This is a genomic window from Pseudomonas sp. JV245A (assembly GCF_032424515.1).
In the GTDB taxonomy this organism is placed as follows: Bacteria; Pseudomonadota; Gammaproteobacteria; order Pseudomonadales; family Pseudomonadaceae; genus Aquipseudomonas; species Aquipseudomonas protegens.
In genome coordinates this window covers 1-20951 of record NZ_VYKE01000012.1, presented here as the reverse complement: position 1 = coordinate 20951, position 20951 = coordinate 1, and the positions used below count along the sequence as shown (strand labels likewise).

Genomic DNA, 20951 nt, shown 5'->3' with positions numbered 1-20951 from the left:
GTTTTTCGATGATCTCTATCTTGCGACGTGGCCTGTTGGTGCTGCTGGCGGCTCTGCCGTTGCTGGCCAACGCGGCAAGCACGCCTTCCGCGCATGATCTGGTGCAGGACACGACCACCCGTCTGCTCGCTGACCTGGCGGCTAATAAAGAGAAGTACAAGCAAAGCCCGAACGACTTCTACAATGCCTTGAACAGCATCGTCGGTCCTGTGGTGGATGCCGACGGTATTTCCCGCAGCATCATGACCGTCAAGTATTCGCGCAAGGCCACGCCGGAGCAGATGGTGCGCTTCCAGGAAAACTTCAAGCGCAGCCTGATGCAGTTCTATGGCAATGCCTTGCTGGAGTACAACAACCAGGGCATCACGGTTTCTCCGGCCAAGGATGAAAGCGGCACCCGCACCAGCGTCGATATGCAGGTCAAGGGCAACAACGGCGCGATCTACCCAGTGTCCTATACCCTGGAAAAGATCAATGGTGAGTGGAAAGTGCGTAACGTGATCATCAACGGCATCAATATCGGCAAGCTGTTCCGTGATCAGTTCGCCGACGCGATGCAGCGCAATGGCAACAACCTGGACAAGACCATCGACGGCTGGGCCGGTGAAGTGGCCAAGGCCAAGGAAGTGACCGAAGACGCTGCACAAAAGGCTGCGCAATGAGTGAATCGGCCGTGCGCCTCGGTGACGCCGGGGAACTGTTGATCAGCGGCGTGCTGGATTACCGCAGCGGCCCGGGCCTGCGCAAGCAGGGCCAGGCACTGATCAAGTCGAGCCAGGCACCGGCGCTGGTGCTCGATTGCTCGGCGGTGGAGAAGTCCTCCAGCGTCGGACTCGCGCTGCTGCTGGCCTTCATGCGTGATGGCCAGGCACTGGGCAAGGCGGTGAGCGTTCGTGCGCTGCCCGAGGACATGCGCGAGATCGCCGAGGTCTCCGGAGTCACCGAAATCTTCGCCCATCCCCAATAACCCACATCTCTATATAGAAGCCCCCCGTCAGAGTCCTGCTATGCGGGGTTCGCAGGCGCGGGGCTTTTTTGTATGATGTCCGACCCGCGCGCACAGGGCGCCGATTGAGGTTGAGCATGCAGGCCAACGAAGTGAAGAGCTTTCTTGAGGGAAAGCTGCCCGGAGCTCAGGTAGAAGTTGAGGGCGAAGGCTGCAACTTTCAGCTGAACGTGATTAGCGACGAACTGTCGGCCTTGAGCCCGGTGAAGCGTCAGCAGAGCATCTATGCCCATTTGAATCCATGGATTGCCGATGGCAGCATCCACGCGATCACCATGAAATTTTTCAGCCGCGCGGCCTGGGCCGAGCGCACCTGAGCCCAAGGGCGTCGAGACTGTTATGGATAAATTGATTATTACCGGCGGCGTTCGCCTTGATGGCGAGATCCGCATTTCCGGGGCCAAGAACTCCGCGCTGCCGATTCTGGCGGCAACCCTGCTGTGCGATGGCCCGGTCACCGTGGCCAACCTGCCGCACCTGCACGACATTACCACCATGATCGAGCTGTTCGGTCGCATGGGTATCGAGCCGGTGATCGACGAGAAACTCAGCGTCGAAATCGACCCGCGTACCATCAAGACCCTGGTGGCACCCTACGAGCTGGTGAAAACCATGCGCGCCTCGATCCTGGTACTGGGCCCGATGGTTGCCCGTTTCGGCGAAGCCGAAGTGGCCCTGCCTGGCGGTTGCGCCATCGGCTCGCGTCCGGTGGACCTGCACATCCGCGGCCTGGAAGCCATGGGCGCGGTGATCGACGTCGAAGGCGGCTACATCAAGGCCAAGGCGCCTGAGGGTGGCCTGCGCGGCGCGAATTTCTTCTTCGATACCGTGAGCGTGACCGGTACCGAGAACATCATGATGGCTGCAGCCCTGGCCCGTGGCCGCAGCGTGCTGCAGAACGCCGCTCGCGAACCAGAAGTCGTGGACCTGGCGAACTTCCTGATCGCCATGGGCGCGAAGATTTCCGGCGCTGGCACCGACACCATCACCATCGATGGCGTAGAGCGCCTGCATTCGGCGATCTACAAAGTGATGCCTGACCGTATCGAAACCGGCACCTACCTGGTGGCTGCAGCCGTCACCGGCGGCCGCGTCAAGGTCAAGGACACCGATCCCACCATCCTTGAAGCCGTTCTGGAAAAGCTCAAGGAAGCCGGCGCTGAAGTCACCACCGGCAGCGACTGGATCGAGCTCAACATGCACGGCAAGCGCCCCAAGGCGGTCAACGTGCGTACCGCTCCGTACCCGGCGTTCCCCACCGACATGCAGGCGCAGTTCATTTCCCTGAACGCGATTGCCGAAGGCACTGGCGCGGTGATCGAGACCATCTTCGAAAACCGCTTCATGCACGTCTATGAGCTGCACCGCATGGGCGCCAAGATCCAGGTCGAAGGCAACACCGCCATCGTTACCGGTACCGAAATCCTCAAGGGCGCGCCTGTCATGGCTACCGACCTGCGGGCTTCGGCCAGCCTGGTGATCTCGGCCCTGATGGCCGAAGGCGACACCCTGATCGATCGCATCTACCACATCGACCGTGGTTACGAGTGCATCGAAGAGAAGCTGCAGATGCTCGGCGCCAAGATCCGCCGCGTACCGGGCTAGTTGCATGACGGGCACAGGGAGGTGCCCACTGCCGAATCTGTTCCACGTCGAGCCTGTCTTCAGGCTCGACGCATGTCTGGCGCCGTTTGCGTCCGGGCATCAGTCGCCGCATAAGGACTTACGTTACTCATGTTGACCATCGCACTGTCCAAGGGCCGTATCCTCGACGACACGCTGCCGCTTCTGGCTGAAGCGGGCATCGTGCCAACCGAGAATCCGGACAAGAGCCGCAAACTGATCATCCCCACGACCCAGGACGATGTCCGCCTGTTGATCGTGCGTGCCACTGACGTGCCGACCTATGTCGAGCATGGCGCTGCCGACCTCGGGGTGGCCGGCAAGGACGTCCTGATGGAATACACCGGCCAAGGCCTGTATGAGCCACTGGACCTGCAGATTGCCCAGTGCAAGCTGATGACTGCCGGTGCCATTGGCGCCGCAGAACCCAAGGGCCGCCTGCGCGTGGCCACCAAGTTCGTCAACGTAGCCAAGCGCTACTACGCCGAGCAGGGTCGTCAGGTGGATATCATCAAGCTCTACGGTTCCATGGAGCTGGCGCCGCTGATCGGCCTGGCCGACAAGATCATCGACGTGGTCGACACTGGCAATACCCTGCGGGCCAACGGCCTGGAACCCCAGGAACTGATTGCTACCATCAGCTCCCGCCTGGTGGTCAACAAGGCATCGATGAAGATGCAGCACGCCCGTATCCAGGCGTTGATCGATACCCTGCGCAAGGCAGTGGAATCGCGACACCGCGGCTGATTCACATGCGTGGCCTTGAGCCGCGCCCATCTATCCGCGTCATAGCCAGAATGCTCAGGTGCCCACGCGGATGGCTTGGTAGTCTTGCGGCGCCTGAGCTTTGCAAATCCAAGCTTGCCCTTTTGTGCATTCGCCAATCATTGAGGCCTTCGCTATGACCGCTCCGACTGCAATTCGCCGACTCAACGCTGCCGACCCGGATTTCGCCCGTCATCTGGATCATCTGCTGAGCTGGGAAAGTGTCTCTGACGATTCGGTCAATCAGCGGGTGCTGGACATCATCAAGGCCGTGCGCGAGCGCGGCGATGCGGCGCTGGTGGAGTTCACCCAGCGTTTTGACGGCTTGCAAGTGGCCTCCATGGCAGACCTGATCCTGCCGCGCGAGCGCCTGGAGCTGGCCCTGACCCGGATCACCGTGGCCCAGCGCGAAGCCCTGGAAAAGGCCGCGGCGCGGGTGCGCAGCTACCACGAGAAGCAGAAACAGGACTCCTGGACCTACACCGAGGCCGACGGCACGGTGCTGGGCCAGAAGGTCACGCCGCTGGACCGCGCCGGGCTGTACGTACCGGGGGGCAAGGCGTCCTACCCGTCGTCGGTGCTGATGAACGCGATTCCGGCCAAGGTGGCGGGCGTTACCGAGGTGGTGATGGTGGTGCCGACCCCGCGTGGCGAGGTCAACGAACTGGTGCTGGCTGCCGCCTGCATCGCCGGGGTCGATCGGGTGTTCACCATCGGCGGCGCCCAGGCCGTGGCCGCGCTGGCCTACGGCACCGAAAGCGTGCCCCAGGTGGACAAGGTTGTCGGCCCGGGCAACATCTATGTGGCCACCGCCAAGCGCCACGTGTTCGGCCAGGTCGGCATCGACATGATCGCCGGCCCGTCGGAGATCCTGGTGGTCTGCGACGGTCAGACCGACCCGGACTGGATCGCCATGGACCTGTTCTCCCAGGCCGAGCACGACGAAGACGCCCAGGCGATCCTGGTCAGCCCGGATGCCGAGTTCCTGGATAAAGTCGCGGCAAGCATCGCCAAGCTGCTGCCAACCATGGAGCGCGCGGAAATCATCAACACCTCGATCAATGGCCGTGGAGCCCTGATCAAGGTCCGTGACATGCAGCAAGCCATTGAAGTGGCCAACCGCATTGCCCCCGAGCACCTGGAGCTGTCCGTGGCCGACCCGCAAGCCTGGCTGCCGCAGATCCGCCACGCCGGGGCGATCTTCATGGGCCGCCACACCAGCGAAGCGCTGGGGGATTACTGCGCCGGGCCGAACCACGTGCTGCCGACTTCCGGCACCGCGCGTTTCTCGTCGCCGCTGGGGGTGTATGACTTCCAGAAACGTTCGTCGATCATCTTCTGCTCCGAGCAGGGCGCCTCTGAACTGGGCCGCACCGCCTCGGTGCTGGCCCGTGGCGAGTCGCTGACCGCCCACGCCCGCAGCGCCGAATACCGCATCGTCGACGACCAAGATCAGGGGCAATGAACATGAGCAAATTCTGGAGTCCGTTCGTCAAGAACCTGGTGCCCTACGTGCCGGGCGAACAACCCAAGCTGACCAAGCTGGTCAAGCTCAACACCAATGAAAACCCCTATGGCCCGTCGCCCAGGGCCCTGGCGGCGATGCAGGCCGAACTCAACGACAACCTGCGTCTGTACCCGGACCCCAACAGTGACCTGCTCAAGCAGGCGGTAGCCAGTTACTACGGGGTGCAGGGTAACCAGGTGTTCCTCGGCAACGGTTCCGACGAAGTCCTGGCGCACATTTTTCACGGCCTGCTGCAGCAGGAAAAACCGCTGCTGTTCCCGGACATCAGCTACAGCTTCTACCCGGTGTATTGCGGCCTGTACGGCATCGAGCACGAAGCGGTGCCGCTGGACGAGCAGTTCCAGATCCGCGTGGCCGACTACGCCAGGCCCAACGGCGGGATCATCTTCCCCAACCCGAATGCGCCCACCGGCTGCCTGTTGGCCCTGGATGCGGTGGAGCAGATCCTCAAGGCCAGCCCGGATTCCGTGGTGGTGGTGGATGAGGCCTACATCGACTTCGGCGGCCAGACCGCCATCAGCCTGGTGGATCGCTACCCGAACCTGCTGGTGACCCAGACCCTGTCCAAGTCGCGCTCCCTGGCCGGCTTGCGAGTGGGCCTGGCGGTAGGGCACCCGGATCTGATCGAGGCCCTGGAGCGGGTCAAGAACAGCTTCAACTCCTACCCGCTGGATCGCCTGGCGATCGTCGGAGCGGCGGCGGCCTTCGAGGACCGCGAGTACTTTGCCAAGACCTGCCAGCAAGTGATCGACAGTCGCGAATGGGTGGTGGCGCAGTTGCAGGCCAAGGGCTTCGAAGTGCTGCCGTCGGCGGCCAACTTCATCTTTGCCCGCCACCCGCGGCACGACGCAGCCGGCCTGGCGGCCAAGCTGCGCGAGCAAGGGGTGATAGTGCGCCACTTCAAGCAGCAGCGGATCGCTCAGTTCCTGCGGATCAGCATCGGCACACAGGAACAGAACCAGGCGCTGATCGACGGCCTGGGCGAGCTGTAGTCCAGGCGCCTGGCTTCCGAGGCGGCCGTACCTTTATTCGTGGTGCGGCTCGCCGAGGAAGGTCAGGGAGCTGAACAGGCCGCGTGACGCCACATCCGGGTTGTCCTTGAGCGCTACCTCCAGCTCTGCGGCAATCACGTTCAGGCCTTCGTTCCTCACCAGCACTTGGGCACGTCCCTGGGCATCGGTCTCGGTGCTCAGGGTGCTCGGTGCATTGCGGTAATCGCCAATCAACTTCACCCCGGCCACGGGCTGCCCATCCAGCAGCACCCGCACCGGCAGGTTCTTGCCCGGGCCGACGGTCAGCGGGTCGACTTCCGGCAGGATCACCAGCTTGAGCTGTTCCAGCTTGGGCAGCTTCGCTCCCGGTTGATAGATCGCCAGGCTGTACTTGTAGGTGTGAGTCGAGGCGATGGCCCCCGGGACCTTGCTGCGACCCTGGTTGACCCAGCGCTTGTCCGCGGTTTGCGACCAGGGGCCGTTGTCCAGTGCCACGGCCAGTACCGCCGGTGGTTTGAGCGGTTGCAGGCGTGCGTGGTCCGCCAGGCGTTGCACGGTCACCGGAATCATTCTGGCCGCGCCGTCATAGGCCCAGGCACCGCTGATCTTCTTGGCCTTGAAGGCGTCGTCTTCGGCGCCGTGGCCGTAGATCACTTCGATATTGCCGCGTCGTTGTTCGGTCCACAGGCCGTGGGCCGAGGCCTGGGTGGCGCCCAGTGTGGCGAGCAGGCCCAGCAGGGCGATGGATTTGAGGCTGTGCATGGCTGCTCTCTTCTACAGGTTGAGTGTGAGGCTGAGGGTGAAATTGCGCGGTTCGCCGGGATTGACCCAGTAGTTGCTGTAGGAGCGTTCGTAGTACTTCTCGTCGAACAGGTTGTTCAGGTTCAGGCCCAGGGTCAGGTTGTCGCTGGCCTTGTAGTGGGCCAGCAGGTCCAGGGTGCGGTAGGCGGGCAGCTCGAAGCGGCCTCCGGCCTCGCCCGAGCGGTCGCCGACATAGGTCAGGGCTGCGCCGATGTCCGAGCCCTTGAGCCGGCCGTCCTGGAATTCATAGACCCCCAGCAGGCTGGCGCTGTGCTTGGCCACGCCGAGAATGCGGCTGCCGGCGGGGATTGCCGGGTCGCCCTTGGTGACTTGCGCATCAATCAGCGCATAGGCGCCTATCACGCGCACCGCGTCGGTCAACTGGCCGCTGAACTGCAGGTCGAAGCCCTGGCTGCGGGCCTTGCCCATGGCGCGGCTGGCGTCGGTGCCGGGGTCCAGGGTCAGGACGTTTTCCTTGTCGATATGGAAGGCGGCGAGGGTGGCGCTCAAGCGCTGGTCGAACAGCTCGCTCTTGATCCCCACTTCATAGCCGACGCCTTCCTCGGGCTTGAAGGTCTTGCCGCCCGCATCCAGCCCATTGTTGGGCTTGAACGAGGTGGAGGCGTTGGCGAACAGCCCCACCTGCGGGGTCAGTTGGTAGAGCAGGCCGGCGCGCTGGGTCAGGGCATCGTGGTTCTGGCGGCTGCGCTTGCCGGTGGTGTGGTCGTCGATCTTTTGCTCGAAGTGTTCAAAGCGGGCGCCGACCATGCCTCGCAGGCGGTCAGTGAAGATGATCTGGTCCTGCAGGTTGAGGGCCTGGCTTTCGACATGCTCGAAAAAGTCCGTGCCAGAGCGTTTGCCGTTGGGCTTGGCCTGACCGTAGATCGGGTCGTAGATATCGATGGCATAGGCGCCGCCGGCAATGCTGGTGACCCGCTCGTTCTTGCGGTAGTTCTCGTATTCGCTGCCGATCAGCAGTTCATGCTGCCAACTGCCGAGGTCGAACAGGCCGCGCAGTTCCAGCTGGGTGATGCTGTCATGCCAGTTGTTGTCCCGCTCGCGGTAGCGCCGGTTGACCGTGTGCCGGTCGGCGTTCAGCGGTCGGGTTTCGGAGGCGAAGCCCCAGAGCTTGCCTTCCTTGTAGTGGCTGGCCAGACGCAGTTTCCAGCTGTCATTGAGGTGGTGTTCCAGGGTGGCCTGAAGCATGTTGTTGTGGTTGTCGATGTTGCCGTCATCGGGTTCGCCGAGGAAGGTCGAGCGGGAGACGCCGCTCCAGCGATTGGTCGGGGCCACGATGCCGCGGTCGAAGGTCGAGCTGTGGTGCACCCATTCGCTTTCCAGCAGCAGGCTGGTGTCCGGGTTCAACTGCCAGCTGAAGGAAGGCGCGACGAACACCCGGCGGCTGTCCACGTGGTCGCGAAAGCTGTGGTTGTCCTCCACGGCCAGGTTGACCCGGGACAGCAGGTTGCCCTGGGCATCCAGCGGGGTGTTGAGGTCCAGGGCGGTGCGGTAGCGGTCCCAGCTGCCAGCACTGGTCTGCAAGGTCGCGAAGGCTTCGGGCTGGGGTTTTTTGGTGACGATATTCACCGTGCCGCCGGGGTCGCCACGGCCGTAGAGGCTGGCGGCCGGCCCCTTGAGCACTTCGATGCGCTCGACAGTGGCGGCGTCCGGGGTACTGGGATAGCCGCGGTTGGCGCTGAAGCCGTCCTTGTAGAACTCCGAGGTGGTGAAGCCGCGCACGCTGTATTCATACAGGGTCAGCCCGCCGAAGTTGTTCTGCTTGGAAACCCCGCCGGCAAACTCCAGGGCGCGTTCGACGTTGTTGCTGCCCAGGTCCTTGAGCACGCTGGCGGGGATCACGCTGATGGATTGGGGAATGTCGCGGATCGCCGTATCGGTCTTCGTCGCGCTGGCCGAGCGTGTGGCCCGATAGCCCTTGACCGGGCCCGTGGCGGATTCGTATTCGGTGCTGATACGGGTGGTTTCAAGTTCCAGCGGCTCAGGTTCTTTGGCCAGCAGCGGATCTGCCAGCAGGCCCAGGGTCAGGCCTGCCAAGGGGAGGATTCTTCGGGACGTCATGGGGCTGTTCCAATAGCGATATTGAAACAATATAACATGACTAATGAGAATGTATGCTGTTAGCCCGGCATGGCCGGGCCCAGCTTCACTCTTCTTCTTTGACGGGCGCGGGCGGTGGTCGCAGGCCGATTTCTGCCGTCAGCTTGAGTTCCTTGCCGTTGCGCATGACCAGGATCGAGACTTTGTCCGTCGGTTTGATCCGCGCCACCTGGTTCATCGAACGCCGGCCGTCGCCGGCAGGTTCGCCATCGATACTGAGGATCACGTCACCCAGTTGCATCCCGGCTTTCTGCGCCGGGCCGTCGCGGAAGATCCCTGCCACCACGATTCCCGGGCGCCCGGCCAGGCCGAAGGACTCTGCCAGCTCCTGGGTCAAGGGTTGCACTTCGATCCCCAGCCAGCCGCGGATGACCTGGCCGTGCTCGATGATCGACTTCATCACTTCCATGGCCAGCTTGATCGGGATCGCAAAACCGATGCCCTGGGAGCCGCCGGACTTGGAGAAGATCGCAGTGTTGATCCCGGTCAGGTTGCCGTTGGCGTCCACCAGGGCGCCACCGGAGTTGCCCGGGTTGATGGCGGCGTCGGTCTGGATGAAGTCTTCGTAGTTGTTCAGGCCCAGCTGGTTGCGCCCGGTGGCACTGATGATGCCCATGGTCACGGTCTGGCCGACCCCGAACGGGTTGCCGATGGCCAGCGCGACGTCGCCGACGCGGACGTTTTCCGAACGGCCGACGGTGATCGAAGGCAGGTTCTTCAAGTCGATCTTGAGCACCGCCAGGTCGGTTTCCGGATCGCTGCCGATCACCCGGGCCAGGGTCTCGCGGCCGTCCTTGAGGGCCACCACGATCTGCTCGGCACCGGAGGTCACATGGTTGTTGGTCAGCAGGTAGCCCTCGGGGCTCATGATCACCCCCGAGCCCAGGCTCGATTCCATGCGCTGCTGCTTGGGCAGGTTGTCGCCGAAAAAGCGCCTGAACTGCGGGTCTTCAAAGAGCGGGTGAGCCGGCTTGTTGATGACCTTGGTGGTGTACAGGTTGACCACCGCGGGCGCGGCGATCACCACGGCGTCGGCGTAGGACACCGGCCCCTGTTGCGTGCTGGTGGTTTGCGGGGCTTGCTGCAGATTGACGTCGAGGCTAGGCAGGCCCACCCATTGCGGGTAGCGCTGGATAATCAACAACGCGATAAGCACGCCGGCCAGTAGCGGCCAGCCAAAAAAACGCAGAGCCTTGAGCATTGAGCAAGTCCTGGGTGGTTACGAAGGGCTGCGCACGGCCCATAATGTCGCGCATTATACGAGGCCGCGCGTGCCTCTGAACGGGATATTTAGGAGTCTTTTATGGCCGTTGCCCTGAGCACACTGGTGGAAGAAGCGGACCGTTACCTGGGCAGTTCACGTATTGCCGATTACTGCCCCAATGGCCTGCAGGTCGAAGGGCGCCCGCAGGTGATGCGCATCGTCAGTGGCGTGACCGCCAGCCAGGCGTTGCTGGACGCTGCGGTGGAGGCCAAGGCCGACTTGGTGCTGGTGCATCACGGCTACTTCTGGAAGGGCGAGAACCCCTGCATCACCGGCATGAAGCAGCGTAGGCTGAAAACCCTGCTCAAGCACGACATCAGCCTGCTGGCCTATCACCTGCCCCTGGACCTGCACCCGGAAGTGGGCAACAACGTGCAACTGGCCCGTCAGCTGGACATCACCGTGGAAGGCCCGCTGGACCCGGAAAACCCCAAGGTCGTCGGCCTGGTGGGTTCCCTCAGCGAGCCGATGACCGCGCGGGACTTTGCCCGCCGGGTGCAAGAGGCAATGGGGCGAGAGCCGCTGCTGATCGAAGGCAGCGAGATGATCCGTCGGGTCGGCTGGTGCACCGGTGGCGGCCAGGGCTACATCGACCAGGCGGTGCAGGCCGGCGTCGACCTGTACCTCAGTGGCGAAGCCTCGGAGCAGACCTTCCACAGTGCCCGGGAAAACGACATCAGCTTCATTGCCGCCGGCCATCACGCCACCGAGCGTTATGGCGTCCAGGCCCTGGGTGACTACCTGGCCCGGCGCTTTGCCCTGGAGCACCTGTTCATCGACTGCCCCAACCCCATCTGACCCCCGGCAGGAGCCGGCTTGCCGGCGAAAAGATCTTCAGCCCGAAGGTGCGCTTGAAAGCGCCTTCGCTGGCAAGCCAGCTCCTGCAGAGCGGCGCCTGGGGCCTAACGGAGCGGTATATTCATATACCGTTTCGTTCTAGTTGGCTCCCTGATTAGAAGCAGGTCGCTGTGCTAGCATGCCCCGCTCGAACACGGCCCGATGGCCGTCCATAAGAAAGCTTTCGTGAGTAGCCATGGTCGACAAACTGACGCATCTGAAACAGCTGGAGGCGGAAAGCATCCACATCATCCGCGAGGTGGCCGCCGAGTTCGACAACCCGGTGATGCTGTACTCCATCGGTAAAGACTCCGCCGTGATGTTGCATCTGGCTCGCAAGGCGTTCTTCCCCGGCAAGCTGCCGTTCCCGGTGATGCACGTCGATACCCAGTGGAAATTCCAGGAAATGTACAAGTTCCGCGACCGCATGGTCGAAGAGCTGGGCCTGGACCTGATCACCCACGTCAACCCGGATGGCGTGGCCCAGGGCATCAACCCTTTCACCCACGGCAGTGCCAAGCACACCGACATCATGAAGACCGAGGGCCTCAAGCAGGCTCTGGACAAACATGGTTTCGACGCCGCGTTCGGCGGTGCCCGCCGCGATGAAGAGAAGTCCCGCGCCAAGGAGCGCGTCTACTCGTTCCGCGACAGCAAGCACCGCTGGGACCCGAAGAACCAGCGCCCCGAGCTGTGGAACGTCTACAACGGCAAGGTCAACAAGGGCGAGTCGATCCGTGTGTTCCCGCTGTCCAACTGGACCGAGCTGGACATCTGGCAGTACATCTACCTCGAAGGCATCCCGATCGTGCCGCTGTACTTCGCCGCCGAGCGTGAAGTGATCGAGAAGAACGGCACCCTGATCATGATCGATGACGAGCGCATCCTCGAGCATCTGTCCGATGAAGAGAAAGCCCGCATCGTCAAAAAGAAAGTACGTTTCCGTACCCTTGGCTGCTACCCGTTGACGGGCGCGGTGGAGTCCGAGGCCGAGAGCCTGACGGACATCATCCAGGAAATGCTCCTGACGCGAACTTCCGAGCGCCAGGGCCGGGTCATCGACCACGATGGCGCCGGCTCAATGGAAGACAAGAAACGTCAAGGTTATTTCTAAGGGGCTGTCATGTCGCATCAATCTGATTTGATCAGCGAGGACATCCTCGCGTACCTGGGCCAGCACGAACGCAAGGAGCTGCTGCGCTTTTTGACCTGCGGTAACGTCGACGACGGCAAGAGCACCCTGATCGGGCGCCTGCTGCACGACTCGAAGATGATCTACGAAGACCATCTGGAAGCCATCACCCGGGACTCGAAGAAGGTCGGCACCACCGGTGACGACATCGACCTGGCGTTGCTGGTCGACGGCCTGCAGGCCGAGCGTGAGCAGGGCATCACCATCGATGTCGCCTACCGTTATTTCTCCACCGCCAAGCGCAAGTTCATCATCGCCGACACCCCCGGCCATGAGCAGTACACCCGCAACATGGCCACCGGAGCCTCCACCTGTGACCTGGCGATCATCCTGGTGGACGCCCGCTACGGCGTGCAGACCCAGACCCGTCGCCACAGCTTCATCGCCTCCCTGCTGGGGATCAAGCACATCGTCGTGGCCATCAACAAGATGGACCTCAAGGACTTCGATGAGGGCGTGTTCGAGTCGATCAAGGCCGACTACCTGAAGTTTGCCCAGGGCCTGAAGCTGCAGCCCACCAGCCTGCACTTCGTACCGATGTCGGCGCTCAAGGGCGACAACGTGGTGAACAAGAGCGAGCGTTCGCCCTGGTACACCGGGCAGTCGCTGATGGAGATCCTCGAAACCGTGGAAGTGGCCGGCGATCGCAACTTCACCGACCTGCGTTTCCCGGTGCAGTACGTCAACCGCCCGAACCTGAACTTCCGTGGTTTTGCCGGCACTCTGGCCAGCGGCATCGTGCACAAGGGCGACGAAGTCGTGGTGCTGCCATCGGGCAAGAGCAGCCGGGTCAAGTCCATCGTCACCTTCGAGGGTGAGCTGGAGCAGGCCGGTCCCGGCCAGGCCGTGACCCTGACCATGGAAGACGAGATCGACATCTCCCGTGGCGACCTGTTGGTGCATGCCGATAACGTGCCGCCCGTGACCGAGAATTTCGAAGCCATGCTGGTGTGGATGGCTGAAGAACCGATGCTGCCGGGCAAGAAATACGACATCAAGCGTGCCACCAGCTACGTGCCGGGTTCGATTGCCAGCATCGTCCACAAGGTCGATGTGAACACCCTGGAAGAGGGGGCGGCCAGTGCGCTGCAACTGAACGAGATCGGCAAGGTCAAGATCAGCCTCGACGCGCCGATTGCCCTGGATGGCTATGAAAGCAACCGCACCACGGGTGCTTTCATTGTCATCGACCGTTTGACCAACGGCACCGTCGGTGCCGGCATGATCATCGCCCAGCCAGTGGCCCATGGCAGTGCTACTCACCACGGCAAGCTGGCCCACGTGGCCACTGAAGAGCGTGCCCAGCGTTTCGGCCAGCAGCCGGCCACCGTGCTGTTCAGCGGCTTGTCGGGCGCTGGCAAGAGCACCCTGGCCTATGCAGTGGAGCGCCGTCTGTTCGACATGGGGCGCGCGGTGTATGTGCTCGATGGTCAGAACCTGCGTCATGACCTGAACAAGGGCCTGCCACAGGATCGTGCGGGGCGTACCGAAAACTGGCGCCGTGCGGCTCACGTTGCCCGTCAGTTCAACGAAGCCGGCCTGTTGACCCTGGCCGCGTTCGTGGCACCGAGTGCCGAAGGGCGCGAGCAGGCCAAGGACCTGATCGGCAAGGAGCGTCTGCTGACGGTCTACGTCCAGGCATCGCCTGCGGTGTGCGCCGAGCGTGATCCGCAGGGCCTGTACGCGGCCGGAGGGGATAACATCCCGGGCGAGTCCTTCCCCTATGACGTGCCGCTCAATGCCGATCTGGTGATCGACACCCAGTCGCTGTCGCTGGAAGAAAGCGTCAAGCAGGTGCTGGACCTGTTGCGCAGCCGCGGCGCGATCTAAGCCATAGCAAAAAGCCCGCAGCCGAGTGATCGGCTGCGGGCTTTTTTGTGCGCTTCAGATAGCGTTCGGCGGTAAGTAGGGTGCAGGACCGCAGGAGCTGGCTTGCCAGCGAAAAGGCCCTCAGGGTCTTGCCGGATACTCCCGATGCAGCGTTTCGAGCAGCGCATCCTTGTCCAGCCACTGCTGGTTGATCCAGCCCTGGAATTCCTGGCGATAGGCCGTGTCCTGCTCGTAGTTCTTGCCAAGGAACTGCGCCGGGATCTGCACCTCTTCGAAACGCACCACCACATCCTTGACCCTGCCGCACAGCAGGTCCCAGAAACCGGGGCGGCCCGCCGGGTAGTGGATGGTCACATCGATGATCGACTGCAGTTGCTCGCCCATGGCATCCAGGACAAAGGCGATGCCGCCGGCCTTGGGCTTGAGCAGGTAGCGGAACGGCGATTGCTGCTGGGCGTGCTTGGCGTCGGTAAAGCGCGTGCCCTCGACGAAGTTGAAGATGCCCACCGGGTTGTTGCGAAACTTCGCACAGGTCTTGCGCGTGGTTTCCAGGTCTTTGCCTTTCTTTTCCGGGTGCTTCTCCAGGTACGCCTTGGAGTAGCGCTTCATGAACGGAAAGCCCAGGGCCCACCAGGCCAGACCAATCACCGGCACCCAGATCAGCTCCTGCTTGAGGAAGAACTTCAGGGGGCGGATACGCCGGTTGAGCACGTACTGCAGGACCATGATGTCGACCCAGCTCTGGTGGTTGCTGGTGACCAGGTAGGAGTGCTGGTAATCAAGGCCTTCCAGGCCCTGCACGTGCCAACGGGTACGGCATACCAACTGCATCCAGGCCTTGTTGTTGCTGATCCAGGCTTCGTGGGTGTGGTTCATCAGCCACAGGCTCAAGCGCTGGGTGAGGGCGAACGGCAGGGCCTTGACCAACGCCACGCAGAACAGGAACGAGCACAGCAGGATGGTGTTCAGCGCCAACAGGAGCGAGGCGATGATTCCGCGCACCACGGCAGGTAGGAATTCCAGCATTTAGACATCCATAGGTCGGTTGGCGGCTTGAATCGCGGTAAGGGCGATGGTGTAGACGATGTCGTCCACCTGGGCGCCCCGGGGCAGGTCGTTCACCGGTTTGCGCAGGCCTTGCAGCATCGGCCCCAGGCTCACGCAATCGGCGCTGCGTTGCACCGCCTTGTGGGTGGTGTTGCCGGTGTTGAGGTCAGGGAACACGAAGACCGTGGCCTTGCCCGCGACCTGGCTGTTGGGGGCCAGTTGCCGGGCGACGTTTTCGTTGGCCGCGGCGTCGTATTGCAACGGCCCGTCGATCAGCAGCGAACGCTGGGCTTCGTGGGCCAGCAGAGTGGCTTCGCGAACTTTCTCCACTTCCTCGCCGCTGGCCGAGTCGCCGCTGGAGTAGCTGATCATCGCCACGCGCGGGGTGATACCGAAGGCGGCTGCCGAGTCGGCGCTCTGCAGGGCGATTTCCGCCAGCTCGCTGGCGCTGGGGTGCGGGTTCATCACGCAGTCGCCATACACCAGCACTTCCTCGGGGAACAGCATGAAGAACACCGAGGACACCAGGCTGCAGCCCGGCGCGGTCTTGATCAACTGCAGGGCCGGGCGGATGGTGTTGGCGGTGGAGTGGATGACCCCGGAAACCAGGCCATCGACTTCATCCAGGGCCAGCATCACCGTGCCGATCACCACCGGATCTTCCAGCTGCTGCTCGGCCATGGGAGCGTTGAGGCTCTTGCTCTTGCGCAGGGCCACCATGGGCTCCACGTAGCGTTGGCGAATCAGGTCCGGGTCGAGAATCTCCAGGCCTTCGGGCAGTTCGATGCCCTGGGCCCGGGCCACCGCGTGCACGTCCTCGGGCTTGGCCAGCAGCACGCAGCGGGCGATGCCCCGGGCCTGGCAGATGGCGGCGGCCTGCACGGTCAGCGGCTCGCTGCCTTCGGGCAGGACGATACGCTTGTTGGCCTGCTGGGCGCGCTGGATCAACTGGTAGCGGAACACCGCAGGTGACAGGCGCATTTCCCGTGGGGTGCCGCAGCGCTGGTGCAGCCAGTTGGCGTCCAGGTGACTGGCGACGAAGTCGGTGATGATTTCCGCGCGCTCGCGGTCATCGATGGGAATTTCCTTGTTCAGGCCATTGAGCTGGTTGGCGGTGTCGTAGGATCCGGTGCTCACCGAAAGCACTGGCAGGCCGGCGTTCAGGGCGCCCCGGCAGAGCTCCATGATCCGCGGGTCGGGCAGGGTGTCGCTGGTCAGCAGCAGGCCGGCCAGGGGCACGCCGTTGATGGCCGCCAGGCTCACGGCGAGGATGATGTCGTCACGGTCGCCCGGGGTCACCACCAGCACGCCGGGCTTGAGCAGTTCCACGGTGTTGCGCATGGTGCGGGCGCAAATGATGATCTTGGTCATGCGCCGGCTTTCGTAGTCGCCGGCGTTGAGCACCTGGGCGCCCATCAGGTCGGCCACGTCCCGGGTACGCGGGGCATTGAGCTCCGGCTGGAAGGGGATGCACCCCAGCAGGCGGAAGTCGCCGCTGCGCAGCAAGGGCGAATGTTCCTTCAAACGCGCGGAAAACGCCTCCATGCTTTCGTCGGTGCGCACCTTGTTGAGGATCACCCCCAGCACTTTCGGGTCCCGCGGGCCGCCGAACAGCTGGGCCTGCAACTCGACCCGTCCGGACAGCTCGGTGAGCACTTCGTTTTCCGGGGCGGATACCAGGATCACCTCGGCATCCAGGCTTTTTGCCAGGTGCAGATTGACCCGGGCGGCGTAGCTGGCACTGCGGGTCGGCACCATGCCTTCGACGATCAATACATCCTTGCCGATGGCTGCCTGCTGGTAGAGGGTGATGATTTCTTCCAGCAACTCATCCAGCTGGCCGTCGCCGAGCATCCGCTCCACATGGGCCAGGCCCAGGGGTTGTGGCGGTTTCAGACCATGGGTGCGCGCCACCAGTTCGGTGGAACGCTCGGGGCCGGTGTCACCGGGGTGAGGTTGGGCTATGGGTTTGAAGAAGCCGACCTTGAGGCCAGCCCGTTCCAGCGTACGCACCAGCCCGAGGCTGATGGAGGTCAGACCCACTCCAAAATCGGTGGGCGCGATGAAAAAAGTTTGCATGCGAATTCTCAGAAGGTGCATGGCAAAGGCGACGGTCTTTGGCCGTCTGCCTGAAGTCAGGCGCTAAGGTTATCGTTATCCGGGGCTTGAGCACACCAGCCGCAGGCAAAGCGCTGGCCTATTTTTTTGGCTCGCAACTGCGGCTCCAGGACCCAGGCCCGGGACTGCCAGGGCGGTTGGTGGCGCAGGTGCTGGGTATGCCCGCAGGACAGTTCAGCCACCCAATGGCCTTCTTCATCCTGGTGAAAACCGCAGATTGTCGAGTGATTTTTCACGTTCCGTTGGTCCGGGTTCCGTTCGCTTTCGAGCGATTGCTTCGCTAAACTTGGACGTTCTTCATTCTTATGCAAAAGGTCCCGCCCCATGCTGATCGCCGCCAATAAGGCTGTCTCCATCGACTATACCCTCACCAACGACGCTGGTGAGGTCATCGACAGCTCTGCCGGCGGCGCCCCGCTGGTTTACCTGCAAGGCGCAGGTAACATCATTCCTGGTCTGGAAAAGGCCCTGGAAGGCAAGCAAGTTGGTGACGAACTGAAAGTCTCCGTAGAACCTGAAGATGCCTACGGCGAATACGCTGCCGAATTGGTCAGCACCCTGAGCCGCAGCATGTTCGAAGGCGTCGACGAACTGGAAGTGGGCATGCAGTTCCACGCTTCCGCTCCGGACGGCCAGATGCAGATCGTGACCATCCGTGACCTGGACGGCGACGACGTTACCGTCGACGGCAACCACCCGCTGGCTGGTCAGCGCCTGAATTTCCAGGTCAAGATCGTTGCCATCCGTGACGCCAGCCAGGAAGAAATCGCTCATGGTCACGTCCATGGCGAAGGTGGCCATCACCACTGATTTTCTGCGCTAAGCTCAAGCTTACTGGAGAGGCGCCCGAGGGCGCCTTTTTAGTCCGCGGCTTTTGGCTGTACTGTCGAGAGGCTGTTTTCTGTAAGAACACAGGAATTTGGAGTTCGTCATGAGTGCTTTTCACGACCTTAAATTGAAAGCCCTGGATGGTCAGGAGCTGCCGCTCGCGCCCTTCAAGGGGCACGTCGTGCTGGTGGTCAACGTCGCCTCCAAATGTGGTCTGACACCACAATATGCGGCGCTGGAGAATCTCTACCAGCAATACAAGGCCCAGGGATTCAGCGTGCTGGGGTTGCCTTGCAACCAGTTCGCCGGGCAGGAACCGGGCACCGAGCAGGAGATCCAGGAATTTTGCAGCCTCAACTACGGGGTGACCTTTCCCTTGAGCAGCAAACTGGACGTGAACGGTCCCGAGCGCCATCAGCTGTACCGCCTGCTGGCGGGCGAAGGCGCCGAGTTTCCCGGGGACATCACCTGGAACTTCGAGAAATTCCTATTGGGCAAGGACGGTCGGGTACTGGCGCGTTTCTCGCCGCGTACCGCTCCCGATGATCCGACAGTGATCCAGGCGATTGAAAAAGCCTTGAGCTGAACCCGCGCCGGGCCCTTGTTTAACGCCGCTTCAATGCGGCGTTTTTGCATCTAAATCACTCAAATCAATAATGCTGTGCAGCGCATTGAGGGGGGAATATTATCCTCATCATAAGTGCGCCGGGGCCGGTACCCGGCGCAGTCTTGTGCGTCGAATATCGACTCAAGCCTTTTTCTCGGAGCGCAGCATGCCTGTTCAAGCCTTGTTCAAACCCTTTCAACTCGGCGCGCTGGAACTGCCGACCCGCGTGGTGATGGCACCAATGACCCGGTCGTTTTCCCCCGGTGGCGTGCCCAACTCCAAGGTCATCGAGTATTACCGCCGCCGCGCTGCTGCGGGTGTCGGCCTGATCATTACCGAGGGCACCACGGTGGGTCACCAGGCTGCCAATGGTTACCCCAATGTGCCGCAGTTCCATGGCGAGGCGGCCCTGGCCGGCTGGAAGAAGGTGGTGGATGCGGTCCACGCCGAAGGCGGCAAGATCGTCCCGCAACTCTGGCATGTGGGCAATGTGCGGCGCCTGGGCACCGAGCCGGACGCCAGCGTGCCCGGCTACGGCCCGACCGAGAAGCTCAAGGACGGCAAGGTGCTGGTGCACGGCATGACCCACCAGGACATCCAGGAGGTGATCGCAGCCTTCGCCCAGGCCGCCAAGGATGCCCAGAGCATCGGCATGGACGGCGTGGAGATCCATGGCGCCCATGGTTACCTGGTGGACCAGTTCTTCTGGGAAGGCACCAACCAGCGTACCGATGAATACGGTGGCGACCTGGCCCAGCGCTCGCGCTTCGCCATTGAGCTGATCCAGGCCGTACGGGCTGCCGTCGGTCCGGATTTCCCGATCATCCTGCGTTTTTCCCAGTGGAAGCAACAGGACTACAGCGCGCGCCTGGTGCAGACCCCGGAAGCTCTGGAGGCCTTCCTCAAGCCGCTGGCGGATGCCGGTGTGGATATCTTCCACTGCTCGACCCGCCGCTTCTGGGAGCCTGAGTTCGAAGGTTCCGACCTCAACCTGGCGGGCTGGACTCGCAAACTCACCGGCAAGCCCACCATCACCGTGGGCAGCGTCGGCCTGGACGGCGAGTTCCTGCAGTTCATGGTCAACACCGACAAGGTGGCGCAGCCGGCCAGCCTGGAAAACCTGCTGCAGCGTCTGAACAACGACGAGTTCGATCTGGTGGCCGTGGGCCGTGCACTGCTGGTGGATCCGGATTGGGCGCAGAAAGTCCGTGAAGGTCGCGAGCAGGACATCCTGCCGTTCAGCCGTGACGCGCTGACGACCCTGGTTTAACTGCCGGCTCCGGGCGGCGAGGGGGGCAGCCCCCTTGCCGTGCCGAGTGTCTCCACGGCGCTGCGGGGTTTGACCGTCGCTTCGATAAGCCCTTCGTAATCCTCGGCCGGCCCGTGCTCGCAGGCACTGCGCAGGCGATCTTCAAACTGCTCGATAACCGCGGCCCAGCCCTGGCGGCTGGCATGCTGGCGGGCGTTGAGGCGTACCCGGCGCAAGGTTTCCGGTTCTTCCAGCAGCCAGCTGGCAGCGTCGCAGAAGGCGCTTTCGTCGCCGGGCATGGCCAGCACACCGTTGTAGCCATGGCGGATATGCTGGGCTGCGGCAGCCTGATCGTAGGCCACCACCGCGAGCCCCGAGGCCAGAGCCTCCAGCACCACGTTGCCGAAGGTTTCGGTGAGGCTGGGAAACAGAAACAGGTCCCCGCAGGCGTAGTGGGCGGCCAGGGCTTCGCCCCGCTGGCTGCCACAGAACAGGGCCTCGGGCAGGCTTTTTTCCAGAGCCCCACGTTGCGGGCCGTCACCCACCACGATCAGCTTCATCCTGCGCTGTGGATAAGTCGCCTGCAGGCGTTCGAAGCAGCGCTTGAGCAGGCCCAGGTTCTTCTCCTGCGCCAGGCGCCCGACGTGGATCACCGCCAGGTCATCGGTGCCCAGGCCCCAGTCGGCCCGCAGCGTATCGAGCCGCTTGGCTGGGTGGAACAGTTGGCTGTCGACGCCCCGGGACAGCAGGGCCAGGCGTTCGAAATGCCGGCGCTCCAGCTCCAGGTGCTGGCTGGCGCTGGGTACCAGGGTCAGTTGCGAGCGGTTGTGGAACCAGCGCAGATAGTGGGTCAGCAAGCGGGTCAGCAAACCCAGGCCATATTGGCTGGAGTACTGCTGGAAGTTGGTGTGAAAGCCGCTGACCACGGAGATTCCCAGGCGCTTGGCGGCCCGCAGCGCAGACAGCCCCAGCGGCCCCTCGGTGGCGATATAGAGCACGTCCGGGCGCTGGCGTTTCCAGCGTCGCAGCAGCTTGTGCATCGACGACTGGCCCCATTGAAGCCCCGGGTAGCCCGGCAGCGGCCAGCCCCGGCACAGCAGCAGGGCTTCGTCGCTGGCCCGGCTCTGGTCGCAACCCTGGCGCGGG

At 62.9% G+C, this 20951-nt stretch carries 20 protein-coding genes; 13 read left to right on the top strand and 7 right to left on the bottom strand.

Features of this window, described 5'->3' with window-relative positions:
* The first annotated feature begins 8 nt into the window (after nucleotides 1–8).
* The 7 genes from F6S12_RS05625 to hisC all read left to right on the top strand — a co-directional run bounded on the left by F6S12_RS05625 (nucleotide 9) and on the right by hisC (nucleotide 5914).
* Nucleotides 9–662 carry a phospholipid-binding protein MlaC gene (locus tag F6S12_RS05625; RefSeq protein WP_015634165.1) on the top strand — a complete coding sequence of 218 codons (654 nt, stop codon included), beginning with the start codon at nucleotides 9–11 and terminating at the stop codon, nucleotides 660–662.
* Nucleotides 659–967, top strand: coding sequence for a lipid asymmetry maintenance protein MlaB (locus F6S12_RS05620; RefSeq protein ID WP_011059279.1), 309 nt, complete (start codon nucleotides 659–661; stop codon nucleotides 965–967). Before F6S12_RS05625 ends, F6S12_RS05620 begins: the two co-directional genes overlap by 4 nt.
* Nucleotides 968–1083: 116 nt before the next feature.
* Nucleotides 1084–1323, top strand: coding sequence for a BolA family protein (locus tag F6S12_RS05615; protein ID WP_011059280.1), 240 nt, complete (start codon nucleotides 1084–1086; stop codon nucleotides 1321–1323).
* 22 nt (nucleotides 1324–1345) lie between these two features.
* Entirely contained in the window at nucleotides 1346–2611 is a 1266-nt protein-coding gene (gene murA / locus F6S12_RS05610; protein ID WP_011059281.1) for a UDP-N-acetylglucosamine 1-carboxyvinyltransferase, read from the top strand.
* A gap of 129 nt (nucleotides 2612–2740) precedes the next feature.
* Complete coding sequence (hisG, locus tag F6S12_RS05605; RefSeq protein ID WP_011059282.1) at nucleotides 2741–3376, top strand: ATP phosphoribosyltransferase; 636 nt, start codon at nucleotides 2741–2743, stop codon at nucleotides 3374–3376.
* A 154-nt stretch (nucleotides 3377–3530) separates the two neighbouring features.
* Nucleotides 3531–4859, top strand: coding sequence for a histidinol dehydrogenase (gene hisD / locus F6S12_RS05600; RefSeq protein ID WP_011059283.1), 1329 nt, complete (start codon nucleotides 3531–3533; stop codon nucleotides 4857–4859).
* A 2-nt stretch (nucleotides 4860–4861) separates the two neighbouring features.
* The gene (gene hisC, locus F6S12_RS05595; protein WP_011059284.1) at nucleotides 4862–5914 is read left to right on the top strand and encodes a histidinol-phosphate transaminase; all 1053 of its coding nucleotides are present in this window, start codon (nucleotides 4862–4864) and stop codon (nucleotides 5912–5914) included.
* A 33-nt stretch (nucleotides 5915–5947) separates the two neighbouring features.
* Here hisC and F6S12_RS05590 read toward each other — a convergent pair whose 3' ends face one another.
* From F6S12_RS05590 to algW, 3 genes are all read right to left on the bottom strand, one after another.
* Complete coding sequence (locus tag F6S12_RS05590; RefSeq protein ID WP_011059285.1) at nucleotides 5948–6676, bottom strand: DUF4198 domain-containing protein; 729 nt, start codon at nucleotides 6674–6676, stop codon at nucleotides 5948–5950.
* Nucleotides 6677–6688: 12 nt separating this feature from the next.
* Nucleotides 6689–8794, bottom strand: a complete 2106-nt coding sequence (locus tag F6S12_RS05585; protein WP_315868781.1) for a TonB-dependent siderophore receptor — start codon at nucleotides 8792–8794, stop codon at nucleotides 6689–6691.
* Between the two features lie 85 nt (nucleotides 8795–8879).
* Nucleotides 8880–10034: a Do family serine endopeptidase AlgW gene (gene algW, locus F6S12_RS05580; protein WP_011059287.1), complete on the bottom strand. Its 1155-nt coding sequence runs from the start codon at nucleotides 10032–10034 to the stop codon at nucleotides 8880–8882.
* 102 nt (nucleotides 10035–10136) lie between these two features.
* Here algW and F6S12_RS05575 point away from each other — a divergent pair, with 102 nt between their 5' ends.
* The 3 genes from F6S12_RS05575 to cysN all read left to right on the top strand — a co-directional run bounded on the left by F6S12_RS05575 (nucleotide 10137) and on the right by cysN (nucleotide 13956).
* Nucleotides 10137–10895 (top strand): Nif3-like dinuclear metal center hexameric protein, encoded by a 759-nt coding sequence (locus tag F6S12_RS05575; RefSeq protein ID WP_011059288.1) that lies wholly within the window; start codon nucleotides 10137–10139, stop codon nucleotides 10893–10895.
* A gap of 235 nt (nucleotides 10896–11130) precedes the next feature.
* Complete coding sequence (gene cysD, locus F6S12_RS05570) at nucleotides 11131–12048, top strand: sulfate adenylyltransferase subunit CysD (protein WP_011059289.1); 918 nt, start codon at nucleotides 11131–11133, stop codon at nucleotides 12046–12048.
* 9 nt (nucleotides 12049–12057) lie between these two features.
* A complete protein-coding gene (cysN, locus tag F6S12_RS05565) occupies nucleotides 12058–13956 on the top strand; it encodes a sulfate adenylyltransferase subunit CysN (RefSeq protein ID WP_258718180.1) in 1899 nt (632 codons plus the stop codon).
* 120 nt (nucleotides 13957–14076) lie between these two features.
* On the opposite strand, the gene F6S12_RS05560 is transcribed toward cysN, so the two are convergent.
* From F6S12_RS05560 to F6S12_RS05550, 3 genes are read right to left on the bottom strand one after another with little or no spacing between them, the layout of a single operon-like run.
* Nucleotides 14077–14982 (bottom strand): acyltransferase, encoded by a 906-nt coding sequence (locus F6S12_RS05560; RefSeq protein WP_015634172.1) that lies wholly within the window; start codon nucleotides 14980–14982, stop codon nucleotides 14077–14079.
* Entirely contained in the window at nucleotides 14983–17082 is a 2100-nt protein-coding gene (gene pta / locus F6S12_RS05555; protein WP_019096051.1) for a phosphate acetyltransferase, read from the bottom strand. It lies immediately after the preceding gene.
* 56 nt (nucleotides 17083–17138) lie between these two features.
* The gene (locus tag F6S12_RS05550; protein WP_011059293.1) at nucleotides 17139–17477 is read right to left on the bottom strand and encodes a DUF3565 domain-containing protein; all 339 of its coding nucleotides are present in this window, start codon (nucleotides 17475–17477) and stop codon (nucleotides 17139–17141) included.
* Here F6S12_RS05550 and F6S12_RS05545 point away from each other — a divergent pair.
* The 3 genes from F6S12_RS05545 to F6S12_RS05535 all read left to right on the top strand — a co-directional run bounded on the left by F6S12_RS05545 (nucleotide 17446) and on the right by F6S12_RS05535 (nucleotide 19826).
* Nucleotides 17446–17931 carry a peptidylprolyl isomerase gene (locus tag F6S12_RS05545; RefSeq protein ID WP_011059294.1) on the top strand — a complete coding sequence of 162 codons (486 nt, stop codon included), beginning with the start codon at nucleotides 17446–17448 and terminating at the stop codon, nucleotides 17929–17931. The two genes, F6S12_RS05550 and F6S12_RS05545, sit on opposite strands and share 32 nt — an antisense overlap.
* Before the next feature lie 121 nt (nucleotides 17932–18052).
* Nucleotides 18053–18535 (top strand): glutathione peroxidase, encoded by a 483-nt coding sequence (locus tag F6S12_RS05540; RefSeq protein ID WP_015634175.1) that lies wholly within the window; start codon nucleotides 18053–18055, stop codon nucleotides 18533–18535.
* 187 nt (nucleotides 18536–18722) lie between these two features.
* Nucleotides 18723–19826: an NADH:flavin oxidoreductase gene (locus tag F6S12_RS05535; RefSeq protein ID WP_011059296.1), complete on the top strand. Its 1104-nt coding sequence runs from the start codon at nucleotides 18723–18725 to the stop codon at nucleotides 19824–19826.
* Here the strand turns inward: F6S12_RS05535 and F6S12_RS05530 are convergent.
* Nucleotides 19823–20951: glycosyltransferase family 1 protein (locus F6S12_RS05530; RefSeq protein ID WP_315868780.1), on the bottom strand; the 1129-nt coding region annotated here is incomplete at its 5' end. The two genes, F6S12_RS05535 and F6S12_RS05530, sit on opposite strands and share 4 nt — an antisense overlap.